Source organism: Pseudomonas syringae (genome assembly GCF_002157375.1).
Classification (GTDB): domain Bacteria; phylum Pseudomonadota; class Gammaproteobacteria; order Pseudomonadales; family Pseudomonadaceae; genus Aquipseudomonas; species Aquipseudomonas syringae_T.
The window spans coordinates 114251-128973 of sequence record NZ_MTSA01000016.1 but is presented as its reverse complement, the minus strand read 5'-3'; the positions used below and the strand labels follow the sequence as shown (position 1 = coordinate 128973).

Genomic DNA, 14723 nt, shown 5'->3' with positions numbered 1-14723 from the left:
CCTTCTGCTATCGATACGTTGCTGACCATGACTGACCTCGCCTCCCCTGCTTCCCGATCCGTCGCCATCATCGGAGGCGGCCCTGCGGGGCTGATGGCGGCAGAAGTGTTGAGTCAGGCCGGCTTCCGGGTCGACCTCTATGACGGGATGCCTTCGGTAGGGCGCAAGTTTCTGCTGGCGGGTGTTGGCGGCATGAACATCACCCACTCCGAACCGTATGCTGCGTTTCTGGCCCGCTACGCAGAACGATCACCGATGATCGCACCAATGTTGCGGGAGTTTGGCGCCGATGCACTGTGTCGGTGGATTCATGAACTGGGGATCGCCACCTTTGTCGGCAGTTCTGGCCGGGTGTTTCCTACAGACATGAAAGCCGCCCCGCTGCTGCGCGCCTGGCTCAAGCGGTTAAGGGATGCGGGTGTCGTCATTCACACCCGGCATCGCTGGCTGGGCTGGACTGCCGATGGCGGCATGCGCATTGCCTGCGCGGAAGGCGAACTGACGCTCAAGCCTGCGGCCACCTTGCTGGCGCTGGGCGGCGCCAGTTGGGCTCGCCTGGGTTCGGATGGGGCCTGGTGGCCGTGGCTGCAAAAGAAGCAGGTAGGCGTCGCACCTCTGCAAGCCGCCAACTGCGGTTTCGAGGTCACGGCCTGGAGTGATCTGTTGCGCAGCAAATTTGCCGGTGCGCCACTGAAGAACATCGCCATGGGCCTGCATGGCCAGGCGCTGCGCCTGGGCGAATGCGTGCTGACCGAGACCGGTGTTGAAGGCAGCCTGGTGTATGCGCTGTCGGCGCAGATTCGTGAGCAGATCAACCGTAATGGCTCGGCGGTCGTGCAGATCGATCTGCTGCCCGGCAAAACGCTGATAGATATTCAGAAAGCCCTGAGCAAACCACGCGGTTCGCGCTCGATGTCCAAGCACCTGCACAGCCAGGTGGGGCTGGACGGTGCGAAGGCTGCACTTCTGCGTGAGCTGGCGCCTCGTGAAACGTTTGCTGATGCGCTGTTGTTGAGCGAAGCCATCAAGGCCCTGCCACTGACGCTTATCAAACCGCGCCCCCTTGATGAAGCCATCAGCACCGCAGGCGGCGTGACGTTTGAAACGATGGACGAACGCCTGATGCTCAAGCAATTGCCCGGCGTGTTCTGTGCCGGCGAAATGCTCGACTGGGAAGCCCCCACCGGCGGCTACCTGCTGACCGCCTGCTTCGCCAGCGGCCGCGCTGCGGGGCTGGGGATGCTTGAGTGGCTGCAATCGCGCTGATCCGGATCGCCCCCACGCTCCGCGCCTATCGTTACGCACAAGCCCGCTTTTGATTCTGCCCGCAGGGCGTAGGAGCCCTGCGGGCAGAAACCCGAACGCCCTGTATTTCTGAACGCTCTGCGTCCAATCCTCGCTATACGGTGCGGAGCAGCCTCAAGGCTTCTTCTTGCGTGGCCCGGTGTTGAAGACGGGCACCTTACGGACCGGCTTGACCGCAGGCGTTGGCTCGGACTCGCCGCTGTCGACCCATTTGCCCAGATTGCGCTTGCTGCCCGAGACCTTGGGTTTTTTCGGTTTCTTGGGCTTTTTGAGGATCTGGCCGCTGGCGTCGGTGCTCGGCACCCGGTGCTCCGGCTCGAAGTCCGGTTCTTCCTTGCGCTCCAGCGTCTGACGGGTCAGCACTTCAATGGCCGACAACAGCTCGACCTCATCGGCACACACCAGCGAAATCGCCTCTCCCGTCAGGCCCGCACGGCCAGTACGACCGATGCGGTGAATGTAATCCTCGGCCACGATCGGCAGGTCCAGGTTGACCACCGTTGGCAGGTCATCGATGTCCAGACCGCGGGCCGCCACGTCGGTCGCCACCAGAATTTTCACTTCGTTGCTCTTGAAGCGGTCCAGCGCACGCTGGCGGGTGGCCTGCGGTTTGTCGCCATGAATGCCGTCTGCATTCAGGCCCAGCCCCTGCAAACGATCCACCAGTTGATCGACGCCCACGCGGGTCTTGGCGAACACCAATACCTGACCCCAGCGGTGCTTTTTCATCAGGTGGATGAACAGATCCGCCTTGCGCTTCTTGTCCACGGTCACGACCCATTGCTTCACCGAAGATGCCGCGACGTTGCGCGGGCTGACTTCGATGGTCAGCGGGTCATTGAGCATTTGCGCGGCCAGCAGACGAATCTCGTCGGAGAACGTCGCAGAGAACAGCAGCGTCTGACGCTGCTTGGGCAATACGGCGTAGATGCCGCGCAGTTCCTCGGCAAAGCCCAGATCGAGCATGCGGTCGGCTTCATCGAGAATCAGGGTCTGCAACTGGGAAAACTTGATGGCGTTCTGGCGATACAGGTCGAGCAGGCGACCCGGCGTCGCAACCAGCACGTCGACGCCTTTGCGCAGCTTCATCATCTGCGGGTTGATGCTCACGCCACCGTAGACCGCATAGGTGCTCAGCGGCAGGTGTTCGGCGTACTGACGAATGCTTTCGTGAACCTGATCGGCCAGCTCGCGGGTCGGTGCCAGTACCAGCGCACGAATCGAATTGGGCGCGACTTTCGGCCCTTCCATCGTCAGGCGTTGCAGCAGCGGCAAGGCAAAACCGGCGGTCTTGCCGGTGCCGGTCTGGGCGGCCGCCATCAGATCGCGGCCCGCCAGTACCGGAGGAATGGCCTGCGTCTGTACAGGCGTCGGCGTCTGGTAACCGAGCGCTTCGAGGGCGCGCAGCAAGGGTTCGATCAGGCCAAGGGAGGCGAATGTCATGGGGATACCGTAGGAAAAATTCACGCAAGGCGCGCAGTTTAACCTGTCCGGCCCGCCTCGGTTAGCTTGTGCGTGTAGATCCGGCTTCGCGCGGCGGCGACCTGCGCCATTGCGGCAGGCCAATCAGCACCACACCGCTGATGATCACCACCATCGCCATGCACTCTTCAACACCAATGGTCTCACCCGCAAACACCACCCCCAGCATCACCGCCACCGCCGGATTGACATAGGCATAGCTGGTCGCCGCCGCCGGGCGCACATTCTTGAGCAGGTACACATAAGCACTGAACGCGACGATGGAGCCGAACACCACCAGATACAGCAGCGCGCCCCAGCCCGCCGCCGTCGGCATGTGCGTCAGGCGTTCGCCACTGAGTGCGCTGCCGATCAGCAGGGTCGCCCCGGCAGTCAGCATTTCGGCAGCACTCGCCATCGGGCCTTTGGGCAGCGGCAGGTGCTTGCTCAAGACCGAGCCAAACGCCCAGGACGCGGCGGCAAAAATCACCAGTGCCGCACCGTAGGGGCTGGATTGCAGGTTGGAACCAAGATTCAACAGGCCGATGCCGATCAGGCCCAGCACAATCCCCGCCCACTCAAGGTTTGTGGTGCGATTGCCCCAGAACAGGCCGAACAGCAAGGTAAACAGCGGCATGGTCGCCACCGCCAACGCTGCAACGCCCGAAGCGACACCCGCATGCTCGGCCAGCGTCACGCCGCCGTTGCCGCACGCGAGCAGAAGGAAACCGATCACGAACGCAGCTTTCCACTCGGGCCAGGTTGGCGCAGGCACGCCCCGAAAACGCAAAAAGCCATACATCAGGCACCCGGCAATCATGAAACGCACGCCAGCCATCATCAACGGCGGCCATGACTCGACGCCAATGCGGATCACCAGATAGGTAGACCCCCAGATCAGATACAACGCCAGAAAGGCACCGATGAGCAACGGCGAAATGCGAACGGATGGGGGCATGGTCAGGCTCTGGGATCATTGTTATGGTTCACCTATTGTATGAAGGCCATAAGCGAATATTAAGCAGACAACCCTGTTTAATCCGCCACCAGACTTATGAATCAATGCTTGTCCGGCCCTTGTACCTTTGATTTGAAAACCACTCGTTACGCAGTATGAGGTGCGCCATGACACTGGATAAGTACGATCGGATTCTGCTCGATGAACTGCTGAAGAACGGCCGGGCCTCCTTTGCGCAGTTGGCAAAGCTGGTCAATCTTTCAGCACCGGCGGTCGCGGAAAGGGTCGCCAAACTGGAAGCCAGCGGCGTGATCACGGGCTACGAAGCCAAGGTCGATTTGTCGAAAGTCGGCTTGCCGATTCAATGCATCATCGAACTGCGCATGGGCAGTCACGGCAATCAGCAGGCCTACAAGGAATTGTGGAAGGTGCCTGAGCTGATCCAGTGCTACCGGGTCACGGGCGACCCCTGCGTGATCATGCGAGCGGCAGTGGATTCAATGCCGCACCTGGAGGACTTGATCAACCGGATTGCGAAGTTCGGCTTCAGCAAAACTTCAATCGTGCTGTCCACCGCTGTCGAACGCAGCCTGCCGTCCGATTACCTGGTGAAGCACGAGATCAGAAGCCGCGCTGACGCTTGAGCGTTTCGCCGATCTTGGCGGCCGGGACTTTCTGCAGCGAGCACAGCATCTGGTGGGAGATTCCGGCAATGCCGTGGGTGTTGCGCAGTTCGTTGGTCAGGTACGCCGTCAGGTTGGCGGCCATTTCCGCGTCGGCCATTGCCCGGTGAGCCTTGCCGGTATTGGGCAGGCGCGCGTAGCGGGTCAAGGTGCCGAGCTTGTGATTCGGTGCGCCGGGCATCAGGCGCCGGGCCAGCAGCATCGAACACGCAAAGCTCTGTTCGCGCTTGCGCTGGATGCGGGACAGTTCGTAATCCCAGAACTTCTGGTCGAACGAGGCGTTATGCGCCACCAGCGGCGTCGAGCCGACGAAGTCCGCCACATCGCCCATCACCCGCTCGGCACTGGGCGCCGTACGGATCATGTTGTTGCTAATGCCGGTCAGCCCCTCGATGAACGCCGGAATGCGCACGCCGGCATTCATCAAGCTCTGAAAACGCTCGACGATACGCCCCTGTTCCATGATGACCACCGCGATCTCGGTCGCCCTGCAGCCAGGGTTCGGGGAGATTCCGGTGGTTTCAAAGTCGATGACTGCAACACGTTCCAACACTGGCCTGACCCTGTAAATTCATTTCAACAACAATGCGCCTTCGATGGGCACATAACGACTTGCGGCACGGATCAGCGAGTTGGCGGTCAGCCCCGGCACCCCATAGGCCACCGCTTCGACACCATGCTTGCTGATGATGCGTTCGAGCAGCATATCGAAATCGCCATCACCCGATGCCAGCACCACTTCATCCACCTGCGGGGCGAAGTCCATGATATCGATGGTGATGCCGACATCCCAGTCCCCTTTGGCGGAACCGTCACTGCGCTGGATATACGGCTTGAGCCTGACCGTGAAACCCAGGTTGCGCAGAATCTGCTGAAACTGCTGCTGCTTGCTGTCGCCACGGTCGATGGCGTACGCAAACGCGTGAACGATCTCGCCACGCTTGCTGATATCCGCCCACAGCGCGGCGTAATTGAAATGACAGCCATGCGCCTGGCGCACGGTGTAATACAGGTTCTGCACATCGGCGAACACCGCGATCTTCTTCACCGCAATTCCTCATGGCAGGCAACATGCCCACTGGTTACAGCGATCCGGAATGTGAATCGGCGCCCAGTATGCCAGCTTGAAGAAGGAAGTGAGGTCAACGCACAGATTATCGTCACTACACTCCAGCGCGGAACGGCAGGTGTCAGCTCTGGAGCGTGAGACACAAGAAGCGCCCAGGAGAACACTATCGTACTCACGCTGGAGCGTGCGAAACGTCAGGTGTCTGTTCCGGGGCGTACGAAACAAGAAGCGCCCGGAAGAACACTATCGTACCCATGCTCCGCGTGGGTATGCCGCTCTGGACGCTCCGCGTCCGATCTTGAATATGTGGCGCGGCGCAGATGTGTGACGCGGAACGTCACACAGGGCATACCCACGCTGGTGCGTGAGAAACGACAGGTGTCTGCTCTAAGGCGTACGAAAAAAGAAGCGTCGTCTCAGACAAACGAATCATCATCCGAAAACATGTCGCCACCGTTATCGAAGCTGTCATCGGCCGTGTACTGCTGATCAGGCTGGTTCCAGTTGCCCTGATCATTGAACGAACCGGTGTCCTGAACCGGCGGCGCATCATGAATCACTTCGACAATCTCCTGCGGCTGGCTGTGGTGGCTGAACATGCTGCTGATGCCCTCTGCCAGCAGCACGCCACCCGCCACGCCGGCAGCAGTCTTCAGCGCGCCGCCGAGAAAACCGCTGCCAGCCGCCGGGGCCGCAGGCGGAGCGTAACCACCCTGCGGCGCTGCGGGCGCAGGTGCAGGGTTGAAACCGGCACCGTCGCGCCAGCCGCCACCAGAAGGCTGACCCGATTGAGGCTGAGGCGCGCGCGAAGTGCTGCCGCCAAAGATGCTCGACAGAAACCCGCCGCTGGCTGGCGCTGAGGAGGATTGCCCTTTGGCCTGCTGAAGCTCGGCCTGCAACTGCTGAATCTGCTCGTCGCGCTGCTTCACTTGCTGGTTGAGCTGATTGACCGCAGCCTCCTGCACCAGAATCGCCTGCGTCATGTAATACGGCGCAGAGGGCTGACGGGTCAGATGTTCCTTGATACGCGCCTCGGCCGCCGCGTCGCGCGGGGCCGAAGCCGCTTCGGCGTCCTTCAGTTTCGAGAAAAGACCATCAATCAAGGTTTGCTCTTCGCTGTTCATGACCCACCTCACTGAATTGCCGCTGGAAATCTTTCCTGCCCGAAACAGGCAGGACCCTGCTCAAAGAATGGGGCCTCATCCACGGGCTTCAATGACATGAAGAAAAAGATAAGAAGTCATCCGGCCTGCCGCCGCTGCGCTTGGTTCAGCAAGGGGCATGGGCTAAAGTGGCGACCTGCTTTTAGCCTGCGATCTGCCCACATGAACCCGTTGAACGTCATACAGGATTCGCTCTATTTTTTCCGTCGCCACCTGGGCGGCATTCTGGTGCTGTGCCTGCCGCTGGTGATTCTCGAAGTCCTCGCCAAGCAAGCCCTGACCAGCGCCATGCCCGCCCAGACCTCGCCTGCCTACACACTGGTCATCGGGCTGTTTTTCTACCCGATCTACACCGCAGCCCTGATCCTGTTTCTCGACACCCGCAGCCGTGGTGAAGAGGTGCATACCCGCGACCTGCTGGCGATGGCGTTACGCCTGTGGCCAACGTTTGCAGTGCTTTCGGCCATGAGCACCCTGCTGATCATGTTCGGCCTCTCGCTGCTGGTCCTTCCCGGCCTCTGGGTAATGGTCAAACTGGCGTTCAGCGAATACTTGCTGGTCATGCGCAGGCTCACACCGTTCATGGCCATGCGCGAAAGCATGCTGATGACCACCGGGCATTTCACCCGCATTCTGGTCTGTGTGCTGAGCGTCTACATCCCGCTGTGGCTGCTCGAGGGTGCCAGCCTTTACCTGTTTCCAGAGCCACAGAGCCTGCCGGTGTCGGTGGCGTTCGACAGCCTCAGCAGCTTTCTGCAACTGTTTACCACCATCGTGATGTTTCGCCTTTTCATGCTGGTCAGCGAACCAGCGCACAGAGCCTGAGTTGCAGACAGCGGCTGACGGCAGGCGCGCGGATTCGGTATGCTCGCCTCCGAATCCCTCACCGAGCGCCAAGCGCGCCAAGTCGAGCCGATGCCCCGTGTTCTGTTACGCCTGACCCTGTCCTGCCTGCTGCTGGTCGCCGTGGCGCTGTTGCTGGTCTTCCAGTTGACCTGGCGACCGCCCGCACACGAGTGGCTGACGGCGAGTTGCAACCCCGCAGTCCAGGCGCCAAAACTGGTGCCCGGCCAGGCCTTGAAAGTCATGACCTGGAACATCCAGTACCTGGCGGGCAAGCGCTACGTGTTCTGGTACGACATGGCCGACGGCAGCGGCCCGGATGAACGCCCGACGCCTGAAGACCTTGCCTACAACCTGGACGAAGTGGCGCGGGTCATCCGTGATGAACAGCCGGACATCGTGCTGCTTCAAGGCGTCGACGACGGCGCCAAGAACTCCGATTATCAGGACCAGCTGAAGCTCCTCGAAGAGCGCCTGACCGACCTGTACCCCTGCACCACCCAGGCGTTCTACTGGAAAGCGGAGTTCGTGCCCAACCCGCATATCTGGGGCAGCGTCGGCAGAACGCTCGCCACCCTCAGCCGCTTCCACATTGACAGCGCCGAACGCCTGCAACTGCCGGTGCCCGACGCCAATATCATCAGCCGCCAGTTCCAGCCAAAAGATGCCCTGTTGGTCAGCTACCTGCCCTTGCGCGACGGTGGGGAACTGGCCGTCATCAACACCAGCCTGACTTCTGCCAAGCGCGACGGCACCGCTCAAAAGCAGATCGCCGCCACTGAAAAGCTACTCGACAAACTGGAAGGCGGCGGCACGCCCTGGCTAATCGGCGGCGACTTCAACCTGCTGCCGCTGGGCCAGTACCAACGCCTCCCCGAACCACAACGCCAAGGCTACGCCGCCGACAGCGAACTGCACGCGCTGTGGGAAAAATACCCGATGATCCCCACCAACGCCGAATCCAGCGGCATCGACCGCAGCCAATGGCTGACGCACTTCCCCAACGACAGCCGCATCAACGGGCCGGACCGGACAGTGGACTATCTGTTTTACAGCCCGAGCTTGAAGCGGGTCAGTGCGAGGGTGCGCAGGGATGACACCTTGTTGATATCCGATCACCTGCCGGTGATCGGGCGGTTTTTATTGCCGGTATTGCCTTGAGGGGGCTTATGCTCTGGAACCGGATAATAATCTGAAATAAGAAAGTTAAAGTTACCTATTACCTTTATTTCGGCGATCATAATGACGTCGTACAGCAAGTCGAGCTTGGCAATTAAAAATTTCACTGTACAGCAGAGCACGTGGATATATTAACTTGACGTCAGGCTAGCCGAGGGATCCGCGCCATACCGCGAGTGACGCAACGCTGATCAGCATGTCCTTAGCGCATACAAAAGACGCGCTGCCGAGCGCTATTTTTACACGCAATAAAACTAATAAAACTTTTTAAGTGCCCCTATTTTTGCTGCGTAGGATTGACACAAGGGTCAAGCGTCGATTACATTTCACCTCGGAGAGATCGAGCCAGCATGGAAGCGTCAACATGTTAATAAGTTTTTATTTTCACTTAAATTTCTTTGTGCTGAGGTTAATTTATTTAACGTTATCACACGCTGCGCCATCGAAACCAAGGGTGCCACAACACCTAAAAAACTCCCCTTCGTATTACGTTTCTCGCATGCACACTGCGGGCCGCCAGAGCCAACGACTGGCGTGCCTGAAATCCCATGACTCCCGCCAGTTGCTCACCCCTGCACGCTGCCCTTTAGCGCGTCAACAGAGCAACCGCCCATGATGCGCCTTCGGTTACTTCAAGGTGATTCACTCAGGCGGCGACGAATAGTTAATGATCACACGCCATATGGCAATAACGATTCAGTCTTTTAAATAATTTTACAGAAGCGTTCCAGTCTTTTCTGACACGCTTTGCAATTCACGGATGCTAGGAATTTATTGTGAAAGGACACTTCCATAAGGTCGCGTTAACCTCCGATCAAAAGCGACGTATCAAGATGTTGTACGCCAGAAATAACTATCGAGGCATGCTGTCTGTTTTTGAAAGCCTGGCTTGGATCGCAGCGAGTATTCTCGCCAGCCAAACCTTGGGCTGGCAAGGCTGGATAATGGCGATCTTGATTATCGGGACCCGCCAGCGCGCGCTGGCCAGTCTGTTGCATGAAGCGGCTCACGGTACGTTGTTCAAGTCGAAAGTACTCAATGTCACACTGGGTCGGGTCCTGTGTGGCTGGACGATACTTCAGTCTTTTGACAGCTATCGTAAATCCCACGTACTGACTCACCACCCCCATATCGGTAACGCTGAACACGATCCCGACTATCAATATATGATGGATTCCGGCGTGTACGACACCCTGTCCAGAGCCTCGTTCCTCTGGCGCTTCCTGTTGAGCCCGGCACTTGGAAGGCTCACCCCTCACTACATCTATTATCTCGTTCGAGAGCGTTTGGGGAAGGCCTTGCAGACACCCAAAGAGCGCGGAGAGGTGCTCGCCATTATCGCCTTTCACCTGGGCCTGTTATCAGCCAGCTACGCCTTGGACATTGTCACTGATGTACTGCTGCTGTGGTATTTACCTTTCTTGATCGTCTACCCGCTTGTCGGTTGGTACAGTGAACTGGCTGAGCATTTTCCGATGATGTCTAAGACGTTTTCAAGCCACAGTTTTTTCTCACGGAACCGCTATGCCGGGAGAATCGAGAAGCTGTTTATCGGCATGCATGGTGATAACTACCATCTGACCCACCACCTCCTGCCAGGCATTCCGCATTGGAACCTGGCAAAAGCGACGGTGATTCTTAGAGAAAATGAAGCCTTCAAGGTGTGGGATGATTTCTGGGGAGGCATTTTTACGAGCGCACATGGAAAAGTCAGTTTATTGGCCTATCTCATTAACGTTCATCCGTTTGCGAAGCCCGAGCCGTCGGTGTTTTTAGGGGTAATCAGGTGAAAATCTTCGATAACTTTGCAATCTGCGCACTGACGGCCGCCGCGCTGAACGGCCTGATTGGTCCACTGACCAAACTGACGTTGCTGCAAGGCGTGGGTGCATCGCAAATTGCTTTTACCAAAGCGTTCATCGCCTTCTTTTTATTGCTCGGCTATTGCCTGTTGACGGGCAAGGCGCGCGAACTGTCACGCGTTGGTAAACAATGGCCAACGCTGGCGGTTCTGGCGTTCCTGGGAATATTCAGCCTGTATTTCTTTGAGACACAAGCGTTCGCAGAAGCGTCCGTTTCGCTGGTGTCTTTTCTGACGTACGCGGCGGGTGGTTTTACCATCCTCCTCTCTGCCATCTTCCTGAACGAACGCTTGACGCTGCTGAAGTCCGTTAGTTTCCTGACCATCATTGCCGGCGTTCTCCTCATGCTTAATGTCGGGAGTGAAATGTCAGGCTCCATGAAAGGCGCCACGCTGGCGCTGCTTGGGGGGCTGGGTTACGCATTATTTATATTCTTCGCCAAATACAACAATGTCGGTAGCGGTCTCTGCCAATTGGTTTGGCTTTTCGGCTTTGGCAGCCTGTACCTGTTTCCGCCGGCGCTCGCCGCCGGCTTCAGGGCCCCCTCATTGTCCGCCATACTGTCGCTGGTTGCCCTAGTGGTATTTCCAACCATTGGCGGGTTCTATTTAACAACCCGAGCCATTAAATTAGGCGAAGCAGGCAGGGTTCAAATTATTGAAACCTCGGACCCTCTATTTGCAACGGTGTTCGCCTTCATTTTATTCGGAGAGGTCTTGAGCCTGTCCGCTGCGTGGGGAGCGGGTTTCGTTATGGTTGGTCTGCTGTGCAGCTTGCTGGCATCGCGCAATACACAGTCTGTGTACCCGAAGAGCGAGAACGTCAACTCTTGACCTGTCGATGCCTCAGACGGATCAGCGATGGCCATCCGGACAATTGACTCAAGCATTGAGAGCCTGCTCAAGCTTCGATAATTCCACTTCCGGATGGTTGCCGCAAACCACCGTACTGCGAGCGCAGTCGACAGTTACCGTCACTCCATTACCGGCGAGCCATCCGTTGGTTGGAAATGCCTGAACCAAGTGGAAATGATAGCCCTGTGGCCATCGGTGAGTTGGCGGGTCGCCAAGGATCTGAATGTCGTCCTTCTGCGAGCGATATGATCAAAACAGGTTGAACCGTTTCTGGACGCGCTCGCCTAATGATCAGCCTATGGAGACTTCCATAGGCAACGTGCCAATACCGGCATACACCAAAGGGTGATCAACGTGGCTAAAGACGACAAGAAAAGCAAAGACGAAGCCTCAAAAGCCAGCAAGGATCTGAAAGACAAGAAGGCGTCACCGGCAAAAAAATCTGAAGAGGATTCAACGCTTTCCAAGTCTTCCGAAAAGAAAGACAAGAAGAAAGACGCCGAGCCAAAAAAATCTGCCAAAAAAGCTGATAGCAAGCCAGAAAAGGCCAAGAAATCAGACAAGGCAGACAAAGCAGAAAAGCCGGCCAAGAAGAAAAAGTGATACCTGCTGCTTGCCAGGGCCTCACGCCCTGGCGTTCTCTTACGCTCTCGCCTCCCGTTTTTAGCGCCAAGAACGCCTGCTGATCATCCATTCACAATGACCCTTTACTCGCCTACGAACATAGACTGTGTTCAGCGCGCGCGTGCGCAGGGATGACACGCTGCTGATAACTGATAACCTGCCGATGATCGAACGGTTTTTTGCTGCTGGCTTTGCCTTGACAGGGCCGATTTAGGCAATCAGGCAACTTTCTAAAACAGGGAAATAGAATTGAAAAATTTTCGTATGGTTAAGGCGGCTCTCGTGGGTGCGGCAGCAATGTGCTTCATCACACCTCTATGGGCTAAGGATGGAAACGAAGCGCTGTCAGCAGTCATCGATCAGCAAAGGAAGCAGCTTCCCATCACGCTGGATATAATGACCCGAATTGACGATATTACTTACGCCGATCACACCGTCACCTACAACCTCACGCTCAGTGGTTACAGCGGAAAGCCTGGCGAAAAAGCCTATTACAACAGCTATCTGACTCAGCAGATCCACGGCAGCTTGTGCAAGCAAACAGCCTATCTATTGGTGCTGGAGCTGGGCAACAAAATCACTTACTCATACACCAGTTCAACCGGAGGGTTTATTACCTCCATCACGCTTTCACGCGAAGACTGTGAGTAAAAACACCAGCGTCTTGAGATACAAGGTTCGCCTTACACAGCAGGGTAGGATGGCAACAATCCACCCTCTCGAACGATCACACACTACTTTTCCGGACGCTGCTTGCAGGTCTGCTACTTATAAAAGCGCATAAAGACGGCTTATCAATGAAACCACTGCATGTAGTGCTGGCTGTGCTGGTCATGGCGATCTGGGGCTTCAACTTCTCGGTGATCAAACTGGGGCTGACGAACGTCGACCCCTTGATTCTGGCAGGCCTGCGCTTCAGCCTGTGCGCCGTGCCAGCGATTTTCTTCATCCGCAAGCCTGATGTGCCGTGGCGTTATCTCATCGGTTACGGACTGGTGTTCGGTATCGGTCTGTGGGGCATGGTCAATCTGGGTATCAAGGCCGGGCTCTCGGCGGGCATCGCCTCGCTGGTGCTGCAATTCAGCGCGTTCTTCACCATCCTGCTCGGCGGCTGGGTGTTCAAGGAAGCGCTGACCCGTTTCCAGGTATTGGGTATGCTGATCGCGCTCAGTGGGTTGTTGAGTGTCATCGTGATCAGCGATGGCTCAGTGAGCTTGATCGGACTGCTTCTGGTATTGATCGGCGCGGTGTCCATGAGTGTGGCCAACATCATCAACAAAAAAGCCAGGACCCAGAATGTGTTCGGCTTTCTGGTGTGGTCCAGCGCCTTTTCGCCTATACCCCTGTTCGCGCTCGACTATGCCGTCAATGGAAGCGTCGGCTACGCCGCATTCGCAAATAACATAGACACGAGCGCCGTTCTGTCGATTCTGTTTCAGGTCTACCCCAACACCCTGTTCGCTTACTGGATATGGAATTCGTTGCTCAAGACCTATCCGGTTTCGACAGTCGCACCGCTGTCGTTACTGGTACCCATTTTCGGAATGCTGGGTTCGGTATTGATATTCAACGAGCCTGTGTCGACGGAGAAAGTGTTGGCAGTAGTTTTGATCGTGGCAGGGCTGGGCGTCGGGCTGTATAGGAAGCGGATTTTTGGGGTGTTATCTGGACGGGGTGTGAGCGCTTCGGAATGACGATCACGTCGCCGCCAACAGAAAATGAATCCTGCAATAGGCTTATACGGATACGACTCGTGATAAAAGCTTTTATTTTACTGACCTTCAGCGCCTTGCTAATCGGTTGCCAAAGCACAAACAGCAGCGCCCGGAATGACGCTTTCGCGGACCTGCGCTGCATTGCTTTACGTAATCAAAACCCTATCACTTCGCATGGAATTACCGAGATTAGCGACTACGCCGACCGCGGTAATATTCGCTGCAAAATCATTCTGGGCACCCTGTATGAAAACGGTGAAAGTGTCTTGCAAAACTTTTCCAGCGCCAGGGCGCTTTATCAGTCTGCAGCCGATGTAGACCCAGCGGCGTATTACCAGCTCGGGCGCATGGCTGAGAATGGCATTGGCGAACCGGTCGACTACGTCAAGGCCAGACAACTCTACCAGCGGGCAGCCGGTACACCTGCAAACATACGCAGTAGCATTCAGTTGGCGGGACTTCTAGAGAACGGCAAAGGTGGCCCTCAGGATCGCGAGGGTGCGCTGACACTTTATCTCAGTGCTGTCAGCTACGCCGGCGACGAAGCGTGGGGTAACGTGCAGCGACTGCGTCGTACGGGGCTGACGCTCTCTATCACGCAGGCGAACCGCTACAACGAAATATGGGCCAAGGGCGCAAGAGGCAACGTCATCAGAGCCATTCAGGCGTTGCATCGCAAAACGGAAAAGTTGACGAATCCAGACCCAGCGGGCAAACCGGCTACCCTGCAACTCGACTATGCCCCCGGCAGCGCTGCGTCAGACGTTTCATTAGTTGAAAGCTCTGGCAATAGCGCTTTCGATCAGCAAGCCATGGACGCCATGCGCGAAGTGCGATTTATCGACGAACCGATCATGCCCGAAGGGCAAAAGAACTGGGTATTGAACGTTGAGGTCACCCAAAAAGCTCGTTCGCGCACACGGCAGAATATCCAGACAGTTGCGCCCGCCGCCGCACGATGAGTCGTGCTCGATCTGGTCGAGGCCTCGAGAAGGCGGTCAGCAGGC

At 57.2% G+C, this 14723-nt stretch carries 15 protein-coding genes; 10 read left to right on the top strand and 5 right to left on the bottom strand.

All coding sequences use genetic code 11. The annotated features are described in order from the left end of the window. The first annotated feature begins 27 nt into the window (after nucleotides 1-27). Nucleotides 28-1266: a TIGR03862 family flavoprotein gene (locus BW686_RS20280; protein WP_179149327.1), complete on the top strand. Its 1239-nt coding sequence runs from the start codon at nucleotides 28-30 to the stop codon at nucleotides 1264-1266. Between the two features lie 153 nt (nucleotides 1267-1419). On the opposite strand, the gene BW686_RS20275 is transcribed toward BW686_RS20280, so the two are convergent. Together BW686_RS20275 and yedA are read right to left on the bottom strand one after the other, a co-directional pair. Beyond that, nucleotides 1420-2748: a DEAD/DEAH box helicase gene (locus tag BW686_RS20275; protein ID WP_084919277.1), complete on the bottom strand. Its 1329-nt coding sequence runs from the start codon at nucleotides 2746-2748 to the stop codon at nucleotides 1420-1422. 61 nt (nucleotides 2749-2809) lie between these two features. After that, nucleotides 2810-3724: a drug/metabolite exporter YedA gene (yedA, locus tag BW686_RS20270; protein ID WP_084919276.1), complete on the bottom strand. Its 915-nt coding sequence runs from the start codon at nucleotides 3722-3724 to the stop codon at nucleotides 2810-2812. Nucleotides 3725-3891: 167 nt separating this feature from the next. Between yedA and BW686_RS20265 the strand changes: the two genes are divergently transcribed. Continuing rightward, entirely contained in the window at nucleotides 3892-4368 is a 477-nt protein-coding gene (locus tag BW686_RS20265) for an Lrp/AsnC family transcriptional regulator (RefSeq protein WP_084919275.1), read from the top strand. Here BW686_RS20265 and BW686_RS20260 read toward each other — a convergent pair. The 3 genes from BW686_RS20260 to BW686_RS20245 all read right to left on the bottom strand — a co-directional run bounded on the left by BW686_RS20260 (nucleotide 4346) and on the right by BW686_RS20245 (nucleotide 6600). Then, complete coding sequence (locus BW686_RS20260; RefSeq protein WP_179149333.1) at nucleotides 4346-4957, bottom strand: 3'-5' exonuclease; 612 nt, start codon at nucleotides 4955-4957, stop codon at nucleotides 4346-4348. The two genes, BW686_RS20265 and BW686_RS20260, sit on opposite strands and share 23 nt — an antisense overlap. Nucleotides 4958-4978: 21 nt before the next feature. Next, nucleotides 4979-5455: an NYN domain-containing protein gene (locus tag BW686_RS20255; RefSeq protein WP_004887906.1), complete on the bottom strand. Its 477-nt coding sequence runs from the start codon at nucleotides 5453-5455 to the stop codon at nucleotides 4979-4981. 437 nt (nucleotides 5456-5892) lie between these two features. Next, nucleotides 5893-6600, bottom strand: coding sequence for a DUF2076 domain-containing protein (locus tag BW686_RS20245; protein ID WP_084919273.1), 708 nt, complete (start codon nucleotides 6598-6600; stop codon nucleotides 5893-5895). Nucleotides 6601-6801: 201 nt separating this feature from the next. Here BW686_RS20245 and BW686_RS20240 point away from each other — a divergent pair, with 201 nt between their 5' ends. From BW686_RS20240 to BW686_RS20205, 8 genes are all read left to right on the top strand, one after another. After that, nucleotides 6802-7464: a YciC family protein gene (locus tag BW686_RS20240; protein ID WP_084919272.1), complete on the top strand. Its 663-nt coding sequence runs from the start codon at nucleotides 6802-6804 to the stop codon at nucleotides 7462-7464. 39 nt (nucleotides 7465-7503) lie between these two features. Next, the gene (locus tag BW686_RS20235) at nucleotides 7504-8643 is read left to right on the top strand and encodes an endonuclease/exonuclease/phosphatase family protein (RefSeq protein ID WP_084919271.1); all 1140 of its coding nucleotides are present in this window, start codon (nucleotides 7504-7506) and stop codon (nucleotides 8641-8643) included. A 794-nt stretch (nucleotides 8644-9437) separates the two neighbouring features. Further along, the gene (locus BW686_RS20230; protein WP_084919270.1) at nucleotides 9438-10451 is read left to right on the top strand and encodes a fatty acid desaturase family protein; all 1014 of its coding nucleotides are present in this window, start codon (nucleotides 9438-9440) and stop codon (nucleotides 10449-10451) included. Further along, nucleotides 10448-11356, top strand: a complete 909-nt coding sequence (locus tag BW686_RS20225) for a DMT family transporter (RefSeq protein WP_084919269.1) — start codon at nucleotides 10448-10450, stop codon at nucleotides 11354-11356. The genes BW686_RS20230 and BW686_RS20225 overlap by 4 nt, the downstream gene beginning before the upstream one ends. 366 nt (nucleotides 11357-11722) lie before the next feature. Next, nucleotides 11723-11980 (top strand): hypothetical protein, encoded by a 258-nt coding sequence (locus tag BW686_RS20220; RefSeq protein WP_179149326.1) that lies wholly within the window; start codon nucleotides 11723-11725, stop codon nucleotides 11978-11980. Nucleotides 11981-12250: 270 nt separating this feature from the next. Then, nucleotides 12251-12652, top strand: a complete 402-nt coding sequence (locus tag BW686_RS20215; protein ID WP_084919268.1) for a hypothetical protein — start codon at nucleotides 12251-12253, stop codon at nucleotides 12650-12652. 146 nt (nucleotides 12653-12798) lie between these two features. After that, the gene (locus BW686_RS20210) at nucleotides 12799-13695 is read left to right on the top strand and encodes an EamA family transporter (protein ID WP_084919267.1); all 897 of its coding nucleotides are present in this window, start codon (nucleotides 12799-12801) and stop codon (nucleotides 13693-13695) included. Between the two features lie 59 nt (nucleotides 13696-13754). After that, a complete protein-coding gene (locus tag BW686_RS20205) occupies nucleotides 13755-14678 on the top strand; it encodes an SEL1-like repeat protein (protein ID WP_179149325.1) in 924 nt (307 codons plus the stop codon). The last annotated feature ends 45 nt before the right edge of the window (nucleotides 14679-14723 follow it).